Here is a 12939-nt window from a genome sequence, read left to right on the forward strand (position 1 = left end):
GGCGCAGCGAATGGGCCTGTGACAACTCGATGCACGATCTCCTCAAGTTGCGTACCGACTGGGATGACGGCTCGCAGACGGGTACAAGCCGAATCGCTCCGGAGGAAAGCGAAACGGAACGCGGGCCGAAGAGCGGCAGACAATCAGCCGAACTTAAAGAGGATCCCGAAGCCTCCTCGAGGATATTCCCAATCGACGTTGCGGAACTCGCTGCAGATGATCCGGCAGGTTCCGCACTCCAGACAGCCGTCGGTGAGCAACGTAATGTCGCCCTCAGGCCCTAGCGTATAGCATCCCGCCGGACAGCAGGCGGCACAGGATTTTTCCGTGCACCGAGCCTGGCAGACCTCCGGGTCGCGGATGCGGATATGCGGGTGTCCCGCATCGAGGCGATACCGGTTTTGATAGAGTTTTTCTTCCACTTCGCTCATCGGAATGCCCTCCACAGTTTCACCGCGTCGGAGAAGAGGCCGCGATAGGAACGGTGCTTCCGAAAGCTTCGGACCACCTCCTTCTCCTTGGAACGCTTGTCGACTCCGTCCACCCGAAGAAGGGTTTCCGCCGCTCGGTTGACGAGCTCCGGATAAGTCGTGAGAAAATGGCGGTTCTGGTCCAGCACCTCGTGGACGTGCTGGTACTTTCGCAGGTCTTTCATCACGAAGCTCTGATCGAGCCGTTGCCGATAGCGGTGCAAATTGCGTTCGGTAAAGGGTTCTCCGGCTTGCTTGAGTTCGATCACCGTCTCCGCGGCGATCCTCCCCGTCTCCATCGCCAGATTGGAGCCTTCGCGGTGAACCGAGTTCACGAACATGCCCGCGTCTCCCACGATGAGCCAGCCGTCCCCCGAGAGCTTCGGGATCGCCTTGTAGCCTCCTTCCGGGATGAGATGCGCCGTATATTCCTTCATCTCGCCGTCACGCAAAAGCGGGCGCAGCGCCGGATGCTCCTTGAGGCGTGCAAGCAGCACGTAGGGCGGGACCTTCTCCCTTCGAAAGTCGGAGAGAAGACAGCCGATTCCGACGGCGAGGGATTCCTTATTGGTGTAGAGAAAAGCCGTCCCCACCATTCCTCCTGTGATCTTGCCGACCATCTCGATCGCGACTCCCTCGTCGCCCTGAATCCCAAAACGATCTTCCAAGCTTTCCTGGGGGTAGAACAGAACCTCCTTGACCCCGAGCGCAACCTCTCCCGCTCCCAGCTCGGGTCGAATGCCGGCTTTACGCGCCAGCACCGAGTTGACCCCATCCGCCAGGATCACGACGTCGGCGTAGACCTCTCCCTCTTCCCGGTCGGTGCGAACTCCGACCACCCTCTCCCCCTCCCGGAGCAGATCGAGAACGGTCGTTTCGCAAATCAAGAGGACGCCCGCTTCTTGCGCTTTCTTGGCAAACCACTTGTCGAATTGCGCCCGCAGGATCGTGTAGCGATCCGGCTCGGCATCGTTGGAAACGGGGGAGCGGTACGTGCTCCCGATGTAGGACCGATCATCGAGAACCCAGAGCCGCTGCTCGACCAGGTGCCGCTCGAGCGGCGCTTCTTCCCGGAAATTGGGAATGAGCTTCTGTAGCGAATCGGCATAGAGGATCGCTCCCTGCACGTTCTTCGAACCCGGATATTCCCCCCGTTCGATCTGGAGGACCTTCCACCCTCCTCGCGCCAGAGTAAGGGCAGCAGAGGTCCCGGCAGGACCCGCACCGACGACGATCGCATCAAACCGTTCGTTCATGATGAGGAATAGACCTCGAGCCCGATGGTTTTTGCTGCAACGGCCTGCCCGCGTACCGTGCGCGTCAGCAGAGGGAGGAGAATCAACGCGTCCCCGACAATCCCATAATGAGCCACCTCAAAAATGGGTGCATTGGGATCGGTGTTGATCGCCACGATCAGATCCGAGCTTTCCATCCCGACCCGATGCTGAATCGCCCCGGAGATCCCTGCGGCGATATAGAGCTTGGGCCGCACCGTCTTCCCGGTCTGCCCAATTTGTCTCTGGGCATCGACCCATCCCGCCTGGACAGCCGCCCGGGTCGCCCCCACCTCTCCGCCCAAGGCCCGAGCCAGCTCCTCGAGCAAGGAAAAGTTGGCCGCCCTTTGCAGGCCCTTGCCGCCGGCGACGATTACCTCGGCGAGCGAGAGATCCAGCCGGTCTCCCCCGGCGTGCGGAAGAAATTCGAGAAGCTTCGTGACCATCTCCTCTTCGGAGAGATCGATCTCTTCTTTCTGGATCTGCCCGCTTCTCCCGTGATCCTTCTTCGGCTGGGGGAGAACCCGCGGCCGCACCGTCGCCATCTGCGGCCGATAGTTCAGGGTCAGAATCGTGCAGAGAAGGTTACCCCCGAAGGTGGGTCGCGTCGCCGCCAGGGCGCGGCTCTCCCGATCGATCGCGAGCTCCGTGCAGTCGGCGGTCAAACCGGTCTCGAGTGTCGTAGCGACGCTGCTCGCCAGATCCCGCCCAAGGGATGTCGCCCCGAGCAGGAGAATTTCCGGCTTATGCTTTTTGACCAGTTCGCAGAGGAGCTTGGCGTAGGGCTCGTTCCGATAGCCCGCCAGCACGGGATGGACGGTCTGATAGACCCGGTCCGCGCCGTAGGCGACCGCATCCCGACAATGGGACTCGAGCGATTCCTCTGCTCCACCCGCGACCACCGCTCCCACTTCCGTTCCGAGCTGATCCGCCAGCTCTCTCGCCGCACCCAGAAGCTCCCAGGAGACCGGGTGAACCCCCTGTTCATCCCGCTCGACAAAGACCCAGACTCCCCGATATTCCGCCAATCGCGGATCCAAAGCCGCCTTCCTCCGCGCGGCTCCCTTCCTCTCCGCCGGCTTTCCACCTGATTCGCTCATTCGGAAACTCTCTCCTGTCCGTTCTCTCCCCCGTTGGTGCCGGAGAGCTTTTCGACCAGCTCCGGCTGCCGCGCCCGGATCTTCTCCCAGAGAAGCGAGACCGCTTTCCCGGCCTGATCCTGCTCCCACTCGATGCATTCGGCCCGTTCCGCACGCCGGGAAGGCGCAAAGACCTTTCCTACGACAGTCGGGGAGCCTTTCAGTCCGATCTTGGTCAAGTCTTCGATCCCCGCCGCTTGTCTGTTCCAGACCCGAATCGGCTGACGGGTCGCCCGGATCATCTCCGGCAGCGAGGCAAAACGGCCTTCGCTCGTCCCTTCCAGAACGGTGATCAGGCAGGGCAGCTTACTCTGCAACACCTGCCCCCCCCTTTCCGTCCATCGATGAACGACGATGCTTTGGCTATCCATGTCCAGGATGGGGATCCGGCAGACATAGCTCAGGAGCTGCATGCCCAGCCGCTTGGCGACGCCGGGCCCGACCTGCCCCGTGTCGCCGTCGATCGTCTGCTTACCGGTGAAGACCAGGTCGACTGGCTGCTCTTGGCCCACCTGCCGAATGGCGCTGGCCAGGGCAAAGGAGGTCGCCAGCGTATCCGATCCCGCGAACGCGCGATCGGAGACCAGCACGGCATCGTCCACTCCGAGGGAAAGAGCCTTCCGTAGCGCCGCTTCCGCCTGCGGCGGCCCCATGCAGAGGGCGACAATGCGCCCTCCTAACCGATCTTTGATCTGAAGAGCCTCTTCCAAGGCAAAGAGATCGTAGGGATTGAGCACTGCAGGCACCCCTTGGCGCATGATCGTCCCGGTCACCGGATGAACCCGGATCTGTGCGCTATCCGGCACCTGTTTGACGCAGACTACGATAGTTGGCCCCCTCACGAGGTACTCCCTCCCGAAGGAAGACCGCTCCCCTCACCGGCGGGCGCCTGCCTTCGCATCGGCCCGCTCCGAAGAGAAGCGCGCAGATCTTCGATCGCGACGGTCGCGAGAGCGGGCTTCTTCTTTTCGACCGATTGCTGAAAAACGGCGAATACCTTTTCCCGCAAAGGAGTCGAGACCACGAAATCCAGATAGGCCTGTTCGAGCAGACCGCGATAGAAGAGGCGCAGGTCCTTTTCGGCCCGCGCCTTGGGAGGGGAAGACGAGAGCAGGTACTTCTGAAAGCGCTTGAGAATATGGAGGCGGTTGACGCGAACGATTTGCGGATCGTAGGGAACCTCCAGATAGTCGAGAAACTCCTCCGCCGCCGAAAGGCGGCTTAATGCGGCAAGTATGGGATCAATCATTTTAATCCTCTATCAGGAATAGCAGCAGGCCGCGTGCCAACCTTGGTGCTCCCTTCCCCCTCGCTTGACCGGGGCGTCGGTCAACGGAGCATCGTGGAGAGGAAGTCGCCCCGGTGTGCCCTTCTGGCCAAACGCTACGATTCTCGTCGGCTTTCCGACAAATCTGCGGCCGCGGCTTCCAACGGGCAAAAGAGCCCTTCACACAGATCACGCAAGGAGAGCGGGATCCGCTCGATCCGGAGCTCCCGCAAGAAGCGCTCCTCGTTCCGAGAGAGCTCCGCCGGGAGAAGTGCCCAGTGATGATCCGAGGATCGTTTCAGGATCTGCCGGGCATAGGTGCGCTCGGTTTGTGTCGAAAACCGGCATCCGATGAAGAGGAAGCGGCTCTCCCGGCGCCGCGCCTGGACCACCGGCGGAATCGGGGTCTGGATGTCGATCTCGGTCAGCACCTCTACATAATCGGAGTCCGAAATCACAAAATTCCCGGCGGGGCTGACCGATCCCAAAGGCTTATAGAGCACGGTCGCCCAGCGCGCAGACTCGTCAAGGGGGACCTCCGTCCCATCCGGACCAAACGCTTTCGTCCAGCCTCCCGGATGCTCCGCTTGGCTCACCCCCTGGATTTCTCCCCAGTCCGAGCGGGAAGCGAATGCCGTTCGGAGGGCACCATCGTACCAGACGTCGACGATCATCGGGAGATGGGGAAGAGTCGCCAGGCGATCGTGGAGGGAAAGCTTCGGAACCGGCACCGAGAAGCTCTCGAGCAGGAGCTTGCGCAGAGTCTTTCGATGCCGATTGCTCTCGATGTATTGCGCGGCGGCGGAGAGATTACCCCGCACTCTCCCTGGGACGGCGACCCGTCGGGCAAGACTCTCCGACAGACTCTCGCCGTCCGTCGGAAACGGGGCTTCGACCCCTTCCTCCAAGCGCCAGATCCCCGGCCCCAAGTAGGGGACGAGCTTCCCCGCCTCCAGACACCCGATCATCTCGCCAAGCAGATCGCTCATCCTTCCCCTCCTTTCTCCACCGCTCCTTCGGAGGCCGACTCTTTCCCATGGTCCTGCAACTCCTCCATCTCGCCGCGCGACAAGCGGAAAATTCCCCGGCCGCCGGCAAATGCCTGGAACTTATCTCCCGCCTTCTTCCAGAGCCGCCCGAACCATGCTTGGGCGGTCAGCCCGGTTGGCCTCTCCCCGATCTCCCGCACCGTTCCGTCGTTAGCGAAGCGGACGTGGATCACAACCACCTCTTCGTTCATGCATCCTCCCTTTTTGTTTCTGCACTACAAGTAGATCGCCGCTCCGGCTCCCACGTTGACCGAGGCATCCTTGAGGGTCTTCACGATGAAGGCGACCTGCTCTTCGGTCAGATGGGCGTGAAAGGGGAGAACGATGGAGCGGTCCGCGACCTTCTCGGTTACCGGCAGACGGCCCTTCCGCAAGCCGCTCTCCAGGAAACAACCATGGAGATGCATCGGTTGGCAGTAGGCGGATGCCTCGATCCCCGCTTGGACGAGATCCTCGAGAATCGCGTCCCGGCTCGACCGGCTGAACCGCGTGCCCAAGTGAACCGGGTAGAGAAACCAGTGCACCTCCGTCGCTTCGGGGGCGACATAGGGATCCTTGATCCCTTCGAAGGATTTCATCTGCTGAAAGTACCAAGCCTCCACAACCCGGCGGCGCTCCAAGATCTTCTCGACCCGCTTGAGTTGGACAAGCCCCAGAGCCGCCGTGAGGTTGCTGGGCAGCGCGTGGAGGGGAGGAACCATTGTCGCGATGCCGGAAAATCGCTCCTTTCGGGAGCGGCTTCGGCTATACCGGATCTGGGCTGCCAACTCTTCGTCGTCGGTTACGACCATCCCACCTTCTCCGCTGGCGAGCGCTCCCGGTTGCGAAAAATCAAAGACCGCCACCCGTCCAAAGCCGCCCGTCCTCCGGTCGCCGTATCGGGAGCCCACGGATTCGGTCGAATCCTCCAACAGGAGGAGCCCCTGCTCCTCCGCCAGCTGCTGGAGCTCCTTCCACGCTGCGGGATGGCCCAGAGTATTCCCGGCAAGGATGGCCCGCGCGCCCGCGCCGCCCGCCTCTGCCGCCCGCGTCGCCGAGAGCGTTCCCGACCAGTAGTCAATCTCCGTAAAGACGGGCTCCGCCCCGCACAGGGGAACCGCCCCCCCGATCTGGTGCCACGAATAGCCCGAAAGGATCACCCGATCCCCGGTCCCGATGCCCAGGGCCCGGAGGGCAAGCCAGAGGCCGATCGTCCCGCTGCTGACCGCTACCGCATGGTTGCGCCCCACCCAGGCGGCAAACTCTCTCTCCCACTGCTCGACAAGAGCCCCGCCGCCGATCTCCGGAGAGCGGAGCACGGATTCGACGGCGAAGAGCTCTTCTTCCGACAGATCGGGATCGGAGAGCGGAATCTCAAAAGCCCGCCCTTCCGACGAAGACGCTTCCCTCATTCCCCTGCCCCCTCGGCCAAGCGCCGCGCCTCGACGGTAATCGGGAGTGGCGTGTCGCCGGGCATTTCCGGAAGCTGGAAGCGCCATCCGTTGGCCAGGGTGACCGTCCCACCCCAAAGTCCGGGTTTCTCCACGGCAACGACAGGCTCTTCCAGATCCTTTTTTGCCACGTACACCGACATCAGACCCGATACCGCCCGCCGAATCATGATCTTCATCTTGCTCTTCCTCCCACGATTTGCCTCCCCAGGAGAGCAGACGCCTCTTCGGCGATGGCTCGCGCCGCTCTGTCGACCTCCTCGCTCGTCGTCTCCTCCCCGAGACTGAACCGGAGAGTGGCCCCTGCCTCCCCGGCGGAAAGCCCCATCGCAAGAAGAATGCGCGAAGGCTCTCCGCCACCGCTGGAACAGGCCGAGCCCAAGGAAGCCTCAATGCCGCGGCGCTCCAACCGGGCAAGCAGCTCTTCCCCCTCGATCCGACCGAACTGGATGCTCGTGGTGTTCGCCATTCGGGGGCTACGCCTGCCGTGGATCGTCACGACATCGGGAAGCGCTTGGAGGATGCCTTCCTCCAAGCGGTCGCGGAGCCGCCCTACCGCTTGACTCCGATCCGCGAGCCCACTCGCGGCGAGTCGGGCCGCGAGACCGAATCCCGCGATGGCGGCGACGTTTTCCGTCCCCCCTCTCCGGCCCCGCTCCTGATGGCCGCAGAAAAGCGGAGGGATGCGAACTCCTTTTCGGACGAAGAGGACTCCGATCCCCTTGGGTCCGCCGAGCTTATGGGCCGAGAAAGAGAGCAGGTCGAAGGGGAGCTTCTGGGCATCCACCGGGATCTTTCCGACCGTCTGCGCCGCATCCAAATGGCAGAGGATCCCCTTCTCCTTCGCCAGACCGACGGCCTGTTCCACCGGGCTGACCACCCCGGTCTCGTTGTTGACCCAGACCAGAGAAAGCAGCGCCGCCGGCTTCTCGAGCGCCCTCTGGAGCTGTCCCAAGTCGAGCAGGCCCTGGCGATCGACGGAGAGCCGAACGACTTCCACTCCTCGACCTTCCAACCGCTCCAAAAGAAGGGCGGTGCTCGGATGCTCGACCGCCGTCGACACGACCCGGGGCCGATCCGGCGCAAGGTCGAGCACCCCCAGGATCGCCTGGTGAATCGACTCCGTAGCGCCGCTGGTAAAGAGGATCTCTGACGCCTGGGCGCCGATCAGGCTGGCCACCTCGGTCCGCGCTCGTACGACCGCTTCCTTGGCGAGCCTGCCGCTGAAGCCGGGGCTGGAGGGATTCCCATACCGTTCTCGAAGATAGGGAACCATCGCGGCAAGAGCTTCGGGCCGCAAGGGCGTGGTGGCGTTATGATCGAGGTAGATCCGGTCGGCCTCATCCATGACTTGCCTCAGCCTCGGTTCGTCCGGGGCTCTCTTCCGGCACCGGATCAAGCTCCTTCCCTTTCATCCCGACCACATAGCCGCGCTCGTAGAAGTCGACGCCGTAGATATAAAAACGCTGCAGAAAGGTGCCGATACTCGTCACCATCCCCATCTCGCCCTTTTTGATCAATATCTCGCCGATTTCCTTGCCTGGAAAAGTGCCGTCATTTCGGATGTGTTTCCGCGACATCACCTTCTGTCCATAAGTGAAGGCCGGCGGTCCCTCCAGCTCGACTTCGTCGTCCATTCCCATAGCTCTCCCTCCTCAAAGGTTAGTCCTCTTCCTCACTCTGTCCCCGCTCGACGATCCGCCGTAGATCCCTTCCCCGCAGCAGACCCTCGGGATCGAGCTCCTCCAGCTTGCGCAAGGCGGCAATACCCGTTTCCCGCTCTCCCAGTCGGATTTCCAAGTAGCCGTAGGCCTTCAAGGCAAAGAGATAGAGGCGGAAGAGCGGATCCTCGCGGGACCGTTCCGCTCTGTCGGGAGGACAAACCAGAGTCCATCGCTTGGGGAAGCCCGCCTTCTCGGCCACGGCCGACAGACAAGCCAAGGCCCAGTCCCTCGCTTCCGCAAGCTTGCCCGCGTAGAAGGTATAGCGGTAGTTGGCGATCAGGACGGCGATGTGACGAGGTTCGGCCTGGGTGGCTTCGCGCAGAAGAGCTTCGACCCGGGAGCGCGCGCAAATCGAGAGACCTGCCGCCCGAAGCAGCGCTTCGCTTCGGCGCGAAAGCGGCTCCCAATACGCTTCCGCGAGCCGCTCTTCGCTACAGACGGCAACCGCTTCCTCCGCTCCCATGGATGCTTTCTTCCTATCCCCCTTTGCTGGCCGCGCCTGCGGCTCCAGAGGCCGATTCCTGAGAACAGGCACAGCTACCCGCGGGGCCGGAGAGGACGATAAGCCGCGTCTCCATCGGGTTCTCGACAAAATGGAGAATCGCTTCTTGGAGCAAGGGCTGGCTCTCCTGCGGAACGAAGATCCGGCAGCCCTTCCCTTCCCAAATCGCATCGCCTTCCTGGGGACCCGGCTCGATGGTAAATTCCGTCGCCAGTCCGGAGCAGCCGCCGGGAGTGGCAATCAAGCGCATCCCCGCTCCGGGACTTCCGCCTCCGCCCATCCGGATCATTTTCTGAATAAAGGCCTCGGCTCGTGGGGTGAGAGTAATCTTCATTTCTGGTACCGAGGGAGGCTCTTGTCCACGATGCACGTTTTATCCACCGGGCAGACGGCAACGCATTGCGGCTCATCGAAGAAACCGATGCACTCCGTGCACTTTTTGGGATCGATCAGGAAGATCCCCTCTTTTTCAAATATCGCCTTGTTCGGACACTCCGGCTCGCAGGCCGAGCAACCCGTGCACTGCGAAGCCACGATCTTGTATGGCATCGATTTCTCCCGCTCCTTTCCTTTCTCTTTTTTGCTTACGCCGCCTGGCCCGCAGGCGCGCCCACCTCAATAAAAGCCCCTTGGCGAATCACTGCGTCTCCGCGCTCGACGTCCGCGACGGCGCCGGACTTGAGCCTCTCGAGGTAGCTACGGTAGTAGGAAATTGCCGACGTTTCGATGTGGTCATAGGCATACTGGTCGATCGGCTCGATCCCCGCCTTCCGAAGCTCCTCCTTGGGGCAGGCGCCGATCTTGGCAACCAGCACCGCCACGCAGTCGTTGATCGCGCGAATGACCCCTGCGAGAGCATCCTCTTCTCCGTAGCCCCCTTGACAGTAGAGATCGACGCGGCGATGTCCGACGAACTTGGCGCCCGCCGTGCTCATCTCATAGATCTGGAACTCCTTGGCATGGCCAAAGTGTTCGTTCACCTTTCCCCCGCCTTTCGTGGCGACCGCCAGGAGGATCTTCCGATTGCTATTCTCTCCGGCCAGAGTCAGGAGCTCCTGCTCCCGAGCCGCCCTCCTGGCTGAGCGCTCCACCTCCACGGAGTCGCGATAGGATTGGCGCTTCCCGGCATCGTACTGAATCTCCATCGACTCGATCCGCTCGGTGGTGAATTCGGCACCCCGGTCCTCGCCCAACAGGCCGACCGCATCGGCTCGGCACTGCCGGCAGTGGCGCATCATGTTCATCTCTCCCTCGCACTTGTCCTGGAGCGCCTTCAGCTCCTGCGCCGTCGGACCGCGCTGCCCGGCGAGCCCAAAGACCGTCCCATGCTCGGGCGCGGAAATCAGGGGCATGATATTGTGAAGGAAAGCCCCCCGGCTCTTGACCGCCTTGTTCACTTCGACCAGATGGTCGTCGTTGATTCCGGGGATCATCACCGAGTTGACTTTGCAGAGGATTCCGGCTTGGGTCAGCATCTCCAGGCCTTCGAGCTGACGCTCGGAAAGGAGCTTCGCGGCGTCTTTTCCCACATAGCGCTTGTGGCGGAAAAAGACCCAAGGGTATATCCGGGCCCCGACCTCCGGATCGATCATGTTGATCGTGATCGTCACATGATCGACTTTGAAATCCTTGATCCGGGCGACATGATCCGGCAGGGCGAGCCCATTGGTGGAGAGGCAGAGCTTGATATCGGGAGCCGCTTTGAACACCCGATCGAACGTACCGAAGGTCTTGTCCGGATTCGCCAAGGGATCCCCAGGACCCGCAATCCCAAGGACCGTCATCTGTGGGATCTCGGAAGCCACTGCGAGAACCTTCCGGGCCGCCTGCCCCGGAGTCAGCCGCTCGCTAACCACCCCGGGGCGGCTCTCGTTGGCACAATCGTACTTCCGGTTGCAGTAGTTGCACTGGATATTGCAGGCGGGCGCCACCGCCACGTGCATCCGGGCATAGTGATGATGCCCTTCCTCGCTGTAGCAGGGATGATTCTTGACCTTCTCCCAAACGTCCGGAGGGAGATCGCCGGAGCCGGCGCTCGAGCCGCAGCTCGACTTGCCGCTGCCGCCGGACGAACCACACCCCTTATGCGGCGCAACCGCAATCGCCAACCCCTTGAGTTTCGAAAACCGCTCGCTCACACCTCGTCCAGGTTCCATCAGAGCTTCCATCGCTTCTTCCCTTTCTGCCGGTTTCTTCGTTGTTGCGGGTGGCTCCCGCCTTCCCTTGCGGAGAGCCTCGCATCAGTTGGAATCGAGCAGGGAGCGTGCCAAGTCGTTGCGCTTCCCACCGGCCGTCCGAGAATGCGGAAGGATCGCTTCCTTCCCGGTACGTTTGAGACAGGGGCTGTCGGAACCGCGACAGCGACATGTTTGGTTTTGTCCGCTTCTCCACAGCAGGCTTGCGACCAAAGGAACGCCGGAGGCGGGAGACGACCGAAAGAAAGCAAGCATCCGCCGGGAACGCAGGGGAATGCGCCGGCATCAGGCGCTGAAGCTCTGTCCGCAGCCGCACTCGCTCTTCGCCTTGGGATTGTGGAACGCGAAACCCTCGGCGAACGGCTTACGGACGTAATCCAGGAGCAGCCCGTCGAGCAGGGGAAGGCTCTCCGAATCAACGACGAGGCGGACTCCCCGGCATTCGAAGAGCCGATCCTGCGGAGAAATGGTCTCCGCCTTTTCCAGCAGATAACTCCATCCGGCACAGCCGGACCGGGTCAGCCCGATGCGGAACGTGACCTCTTCCGGCTTTCCTTTGGAGAAGGAACGGAGCCGGTCGGCTGCGGCTTCCGTCAGTTCAATCGCCATGGACTCCAACCTCCCTACTCTTCCGATTTGCTGCAGGTCGAAAAGGAGGAGCCGCAGCTGCACGTGGATGCCGCGTTGGGATTGACCACCACGAAACGCGCGCCCCCCAGGTCTTCCTCGTAACTGATTTGGGCGCCCGCCAAGAACGGGAGGCTGCGCGGATCGACCACCAGGGTCACCCCTCCGGATTCAAAAGCGAAATCGCCCTCTTCGGCCTTTTCATCGAAAGCAAAATTGTATTGGAACCCGGAACAGCCTCCTCCGGTGACATAAACGCGGAGCTTGAGATTCGTCCGACCGTCTTCCTCGAGCAGGTTCCTGACCTTTTCCGCCGCCTCTCGCGTCAAGGAAACCGCCGAAGCGGCTCCCTGGCTCGCTCCCGCTTCTCCGCCGGGCCGCTGCCCTTCCCGTTGTTCCGTACTCGTTCCTTCCATAAATCGCATCGAGCAGCTTGTGTGCCAGGAACACCGACGCTGGGTCGGCAAGTTGGCAAGGAATCTGCTTTCCTAGCCATGAGCACCGGTCGAAGATCGGGGCTCAAACCTGAGTACGATGCAGCCGATCAACCTGGAACTCACCGCGATCTACGAGATCAGCAAGCTGCTCAACTCCTCCCTCGATCTGGAGTATTCCTTTCGCGGCGTCCTCAAGCTCTTGGCCACCTACTTCGGAATGGAGCGCGGGATGGTCATCCTGGGCCGGGATGAGACGCTGCGTGCTCTCGCATGGCTCGGCTTTCCCCAAGAGCAGCTTGGGCCCGATCGGATGGCCGGGGCGGGGCCGGTCGTCCGATACATTCAAAAGACCGGATTTCCAACGGCAATCCCGGACGAAACGCAGGAACCTCTTCTCGCCTCCTATGTCTCCGGCTTCCCTCCCCGGAAGGGAACCCCGATCTCCTTTCTGGGTATCCCCATCCTCCACGACCGGGAATGCCTGGGCGTGCTGATCCTCGAGCGGAGATCGGCGGGAGCTTACGCCAGGCTCCGGGAGGATACCCGGCTCCTTCAACTCATTGCCACCCTCATGGGTCAAACGATCCGCTTGCGGGACAAGGTCGCCGAGGAACGGCACCGCCTCGTCACCGAAAGAGATCGCCTCCAGACAGAGCTGGCAACCAAGCACCGGATCGAAAATGTGATCGGTCAGAGCAAACGGATGCAGGAGGTGATCGCGTTGACCCATCAAGTGGCGCCCACCCGTTCCACGGTGCTCCTTCGCGGCGAAAGCGGCACGGGGAAGGAAGCTATCGCCCGCGCCCTCCTTTCCTGAGTCCCCGG

General features: G+C 62.1%; 18 protein-coding genes. 1 reads left to right on the forward strand and 17 read right to left on the reverse strand.

What is annotated here, in order from left to right; all coding sequences use genetic code 11:
* Positions 1–143: 143 nt before the first annotated feature.
* From A37A_RS0113325 to erpA, 17 genes are all read right to left on the reverse strand, one after another.
* Positions 144–431 carry a ferredoxin family protein gene (locus A37A_RS0113325; RefSeq protein ID WP_018291984.1) on the reverse strand — a complete coding sequence of 96 codons (288 nt, stop codon included), beginning with the start codon at positions 429–431 and terminating at the stop codon, positions 144–146.
* A complete protein-coding gene (locus A37A_RS0113330) occupies positions 428–1726 on the reverse strand; it encodes an FAD-dependent oxidoreductase (RefSeq protein ID WP_018291985.1) in 1299 nt (432 codons plus the stop codon). Before A37A_RS0113330 ends, A37A_RS0113325 begins: the two co-directional genes overlap by 4 nt.
* Complete coding sequence (locus tag A37A_RS0113335) at positions 1723–2844, reverse strand: electron transfer flavoprotein subunit alpha/FixB family protein (RefSeq protein WP_018291986.1); 1122 nt, start codon at positions 2842–2844, stop codon at positions 1723–1725. Before A37A_RS0113335 ends, A37A_RS0113330 begins: the two co-directional genes overlap by 4 nt.
* On the reverse strand, positions 2841–3725 hold the full coding sequence (locus A37A_RS0113340; protein WP_196799640.1) for an electron transfer flavoprotein subunit beta/FixA family protein: 885 nt from the start codon (positions 3723–3725) through the stop codon (positions 2841–2843). Before A37A_RS0113340 ends, A37A_RS0113335 begins: the two co-directional genes overlap by 4 nt.
* On the reverse strand, positions 3722–4132 hold the full coding sequence (nifW, locus tag A37A_RS17595; RefSeq protein ID WP_018291988.1) for a nitrogenase-stabilizing/protective protein NifW: 411 nt from the start codon (positions 4130–4132) through the stop codon (positions 3722–3724). Before nifW ends, A37A_RS0113340 begins: the two co-directional genes overlap by 4 nt.
* Before the next feature lie 134 nt (positions 4133–4266).
* The gene (locus A37A_RS0113350) at positions 4267–5139 is read right to left on the reverse strand and encodes an SIR2 family protein (RefSeq protein ID WP_018291989.1); all 873 of its coding nucleotides are present in this window, start codon (positions 5137–5139) and stop codon (positions 4267–4269) included.
* Positions 5136–5390 (reverse strand): hypothetical protein, encoded by a 255-nt coding sequence (locus tag A37A_RS0113355; protein ID WP_018291990.1) that lies wholly within the window; start codon positions 5388–5390, stop codon positions 5136–5138. The genes A37A_RS0113350 and A37A_RS0113355 overlap by 4 nt, the downstream gene beginning before the upstream one ends.
* A gap of 24 nt (positions 5391–5414) precedes the next feature.
* On the reverse strand, positions 5415–6590 hold the full coding sequence (locus A37A_RS0113360; RefSeq protein ID WP_018291991.1) for a DegT/DnrJ/EryC1/StrS aminotransferase family protein: 1176 nt from the start codon (positions 6588–6590) through the stop codon (positions 5415–5417).
* Complete coding sequence (gene nifT, locus A37A_RS0113365; protein ID WP_018291992.1) at positions 6587–6808, reverse strand: putative nitrogen fixation protein NifT; 222 nt, start codon at positions 6806–6808, stop codon at positions 6587–6589. Before nifT ends, A37A_RS0113360 begins: the two co-directional genes overlap by 4 nt.
* Positions 6805–7977, reverse strand: a complete 1173-nt coding sequence (locus tag A37A_RS0113370; protein ID WP_018291993.1) for a cysteine desulfurase family protein — start codon at positions 7975–7977, stop codon at positions 6805–6807. Before A37A_RS0113370 ends, nifT begins: the two co-directional genes overlap by 4 nt.
* The gene (locus A37A_RS0113375; RefSeq protein WP_018291994.1) at positions 7970–8272 is read right to left on the reverse strand and encodes a nitrogen fixation protein NifZ; all 303 of its coding nucleotides are present in this window, start codon (positions 8270–8272) and stop codon (positions 7970–7972) included. Before A37A_RS0113375 ends, A37A_RS0113370 begins: the two co-directional genes overlap by 8 nt.
* A gap of 19 nt (positions 8273–8291) precedes the next feature.
* A complete protein-coding gene (locus tag A37A_RS17600) occupies positions 8292–8816 on the reverse strand; it encodes a hypothetical protein (protein ID WP_018291995.1) in 525 nt (174 codons plus the stop codon).
* Positions 8817–8829: 13 nt separating this feature from the next.
* Positions 8830–9189 (reverse strand): iron-sulfur cluster assembly accessory protein, encoded by a 360-nt coding sequence (locus tag A37A_RS0113385; RefSeq protein WP_018291996.1) that lies wholly within the window; start codon positions 9187–9189, stop codon positions 8830–8832.
* Positions 9186–9404, reverse strand: a complete 219-nt coding sequence (locus A37A_RS0113390; RefSeq protein ID WP_020494453.1) for a 4Fe-4S binding protein — start codon at positions 9402–9404, stop codon at positions 9186–9188. Before A37A_RS0113390 ends, A37A_RS0113385 begins: the two co-directional genes overlap by 4 nt.
* A gap of 35 nt (positions 9405–9439) precedes the next feature.
* Positions 9440–11011, reverse strand: coding sequence for a nitrogenase cofactor biosynthesis protein NifB (gene nifB / locus A37A_RS0113395; protein WP_343122736.1), 1572 nt, complete (start codon positions 11009–11011; stop codon positions 9440–9442).
* Between the two features lie 324 nt (positions 11012–11335).
* Positions 11336–11659, reverse strand: coding sequence for an iron-sulfur cluster assembly accessory protein (locus A37A_RS0113400; RefSeq protein ID WP_020494455.1), 324 nt, complete (start codon positions 11657–11659; stop codon positions 11336–11338).
* 14 nt (positions 11660–11673) lie between these two features.
* Complete coding sequence (erpA, locus tag A37A_RS0113405; protein WP_018292001.1) at positions 11674–12093, reverse strand: iron-sulfur cluster insertion protein ErpA; 420 nt, start codon at positions 12091–12093, stop codon at positions 11674–11676.
* 118 nt (positions 12094–12211) lie between these two features.
* On the opposite strand from erpA, the gene A37A_RS21865 reads away from it, so the two are divergent.
* The gene (locus tag A37A_RS21865) at positions 12212–12931 is read left to right on the forward strand and encodes a GAF domain-containing protein (protein ID WP_018292002.1); all 720 of its coding nucleotides are present in this window, start codon (positions 12212–12214) and stop codon (positions 12929–12931) included.
* The last annotated feature ends 8 nt before the right edge of the window (positions 12932–12939 follow it).

Origin of the sequence: Verrucomicrobium sp. 3C, from assembly GCF_000379365.1 — a bacterium.
In the GTDB taxonomy this organism is placed as follows: Bacteria; Verrucomicrobiota; Verrucomicrobiia; order Methylacidiphilales; family Methylacidiphilaceae; genus Methylacidimicrobium.

Bases quoted from the DNA above. Each gene is read 5' to 3' on its own strand.
- erpA (WP_018292001.1), bottom strand. From the start codon at position 12,093: ATGGAAGGAACGAGTACGGAACAACGGGAAGGGCAGCGGCCCGGCGGA.
- A37A_RS17600 (WP_018291995.1), bottom strand. From the start codon at position 8,816: ATGGGAGCGGAGGAAGCGGTTGCCGTCTGTAGCGAAGAGCGGCTCGCG.
- A37A_RS0113385 (WP_018291996.1), bottom strand. From the start codon at position 9,189: ATGAAGATTACTCTCACCCCACGAGCCGAGGCCTTTATTCAGAAAATG.
- A37A_RS0113375 (WP_018291994.1), bottom strand. From the start codon at position 8,272: ATGGGAATGGACGACGAAGTCGAGCTGGAGGGACCGCCGGCCTTCACT.
- A37A_RS0113400 (WP_020494455.1), bottom strand. From the start codon at position 11,659: ATGGCGATTGAACTGACGGAAGCCGCAGCCGACCGGCTCCGTTCCTTC.
- A37A_RS0113335 (WP_018291986.1), bottom strand. From the start codon at position 2,844: ATGAGCGAATCAGGTGGAAAGCCGGCGGAGAGGAAGGGAGCCGCGCGG.
- A37A_RS21865 (WP_018292002.1), top strand. From the start codon at position 12,212: ATGCAGCCGATCAACCTGGAACTCACCGCGATCTACGAGATCAGCAAG.
- A37A_RS0113360 (WP_018291991.1), bottom strand. From the start codon at position 6,590: ATGAGGGAAGCGTCTTCGTCGGAAGGGCGGGCTTTTGAGATTCCGCTC.
- A37A_RS0113355 (WP_018291990.1), bottom strand. From the start codon at position 5,390: ATGAACGAAGAGGTGGTTGTGATCCACGTCCGCTTCGCTAACGACGGA.
- nifB (WP_343122736.1), bottom strand. From the start codon at position 11,011: ATGGAACCTGGACGAGGTGTGAGCGAGCGGTTTTCGAAACTCAAGGGG.
- nifW (WP_018291988.1), bottom strand. From the start codon at position 4,132: ATGATTGATCCCATACTTGCCGCATTAAGCCGCCTTTCGGCGGCGGAG.
- A37A_RS0113330 (WP_018291985.1), bottom strand. From the start codon at position 1,726: ATGAACGAACGGTTTGATGCGATCGTCGTCGGTGCGGGTCCTGCCGGG.
- A37A_RS0113325 (WP_018291984.1), bottom strand. From the start codon at position 431: ATGAGCGAAGTGGAAGAAAAACTCTATCAAAACCGGTATCGCCTCGAT.
- nifT (WP_018291992.1), bottom strand. From the start codon at position 6,808: ATGAAGATCATGATTCGGCGGGCGGTATCGGGTCTGATGTCGGTGTAC.
- A37A_RS0113370 (WP_018291993.1), bottom strand. From the start codon at position 7,977: ATGGATGAGGCCGACCGGATCTACCTCGATCATAACGCCACCACGCCC.
- A37A_RS0113350 (WP_018291989.1), bottom strand. From the start codon at position 5,139: ATGAGCGATCTGCTTGGCGAGATGATCGGGTGTCTGGAGGCGGGGAAG.
- A37A_RS0113390 (WP_020494453.1), bottom strand. From the start codon at position 9,404: ATGCCATACAAGATCGTGGCTTCGCAGTGCACGGGTTGCTCGGCCTGC.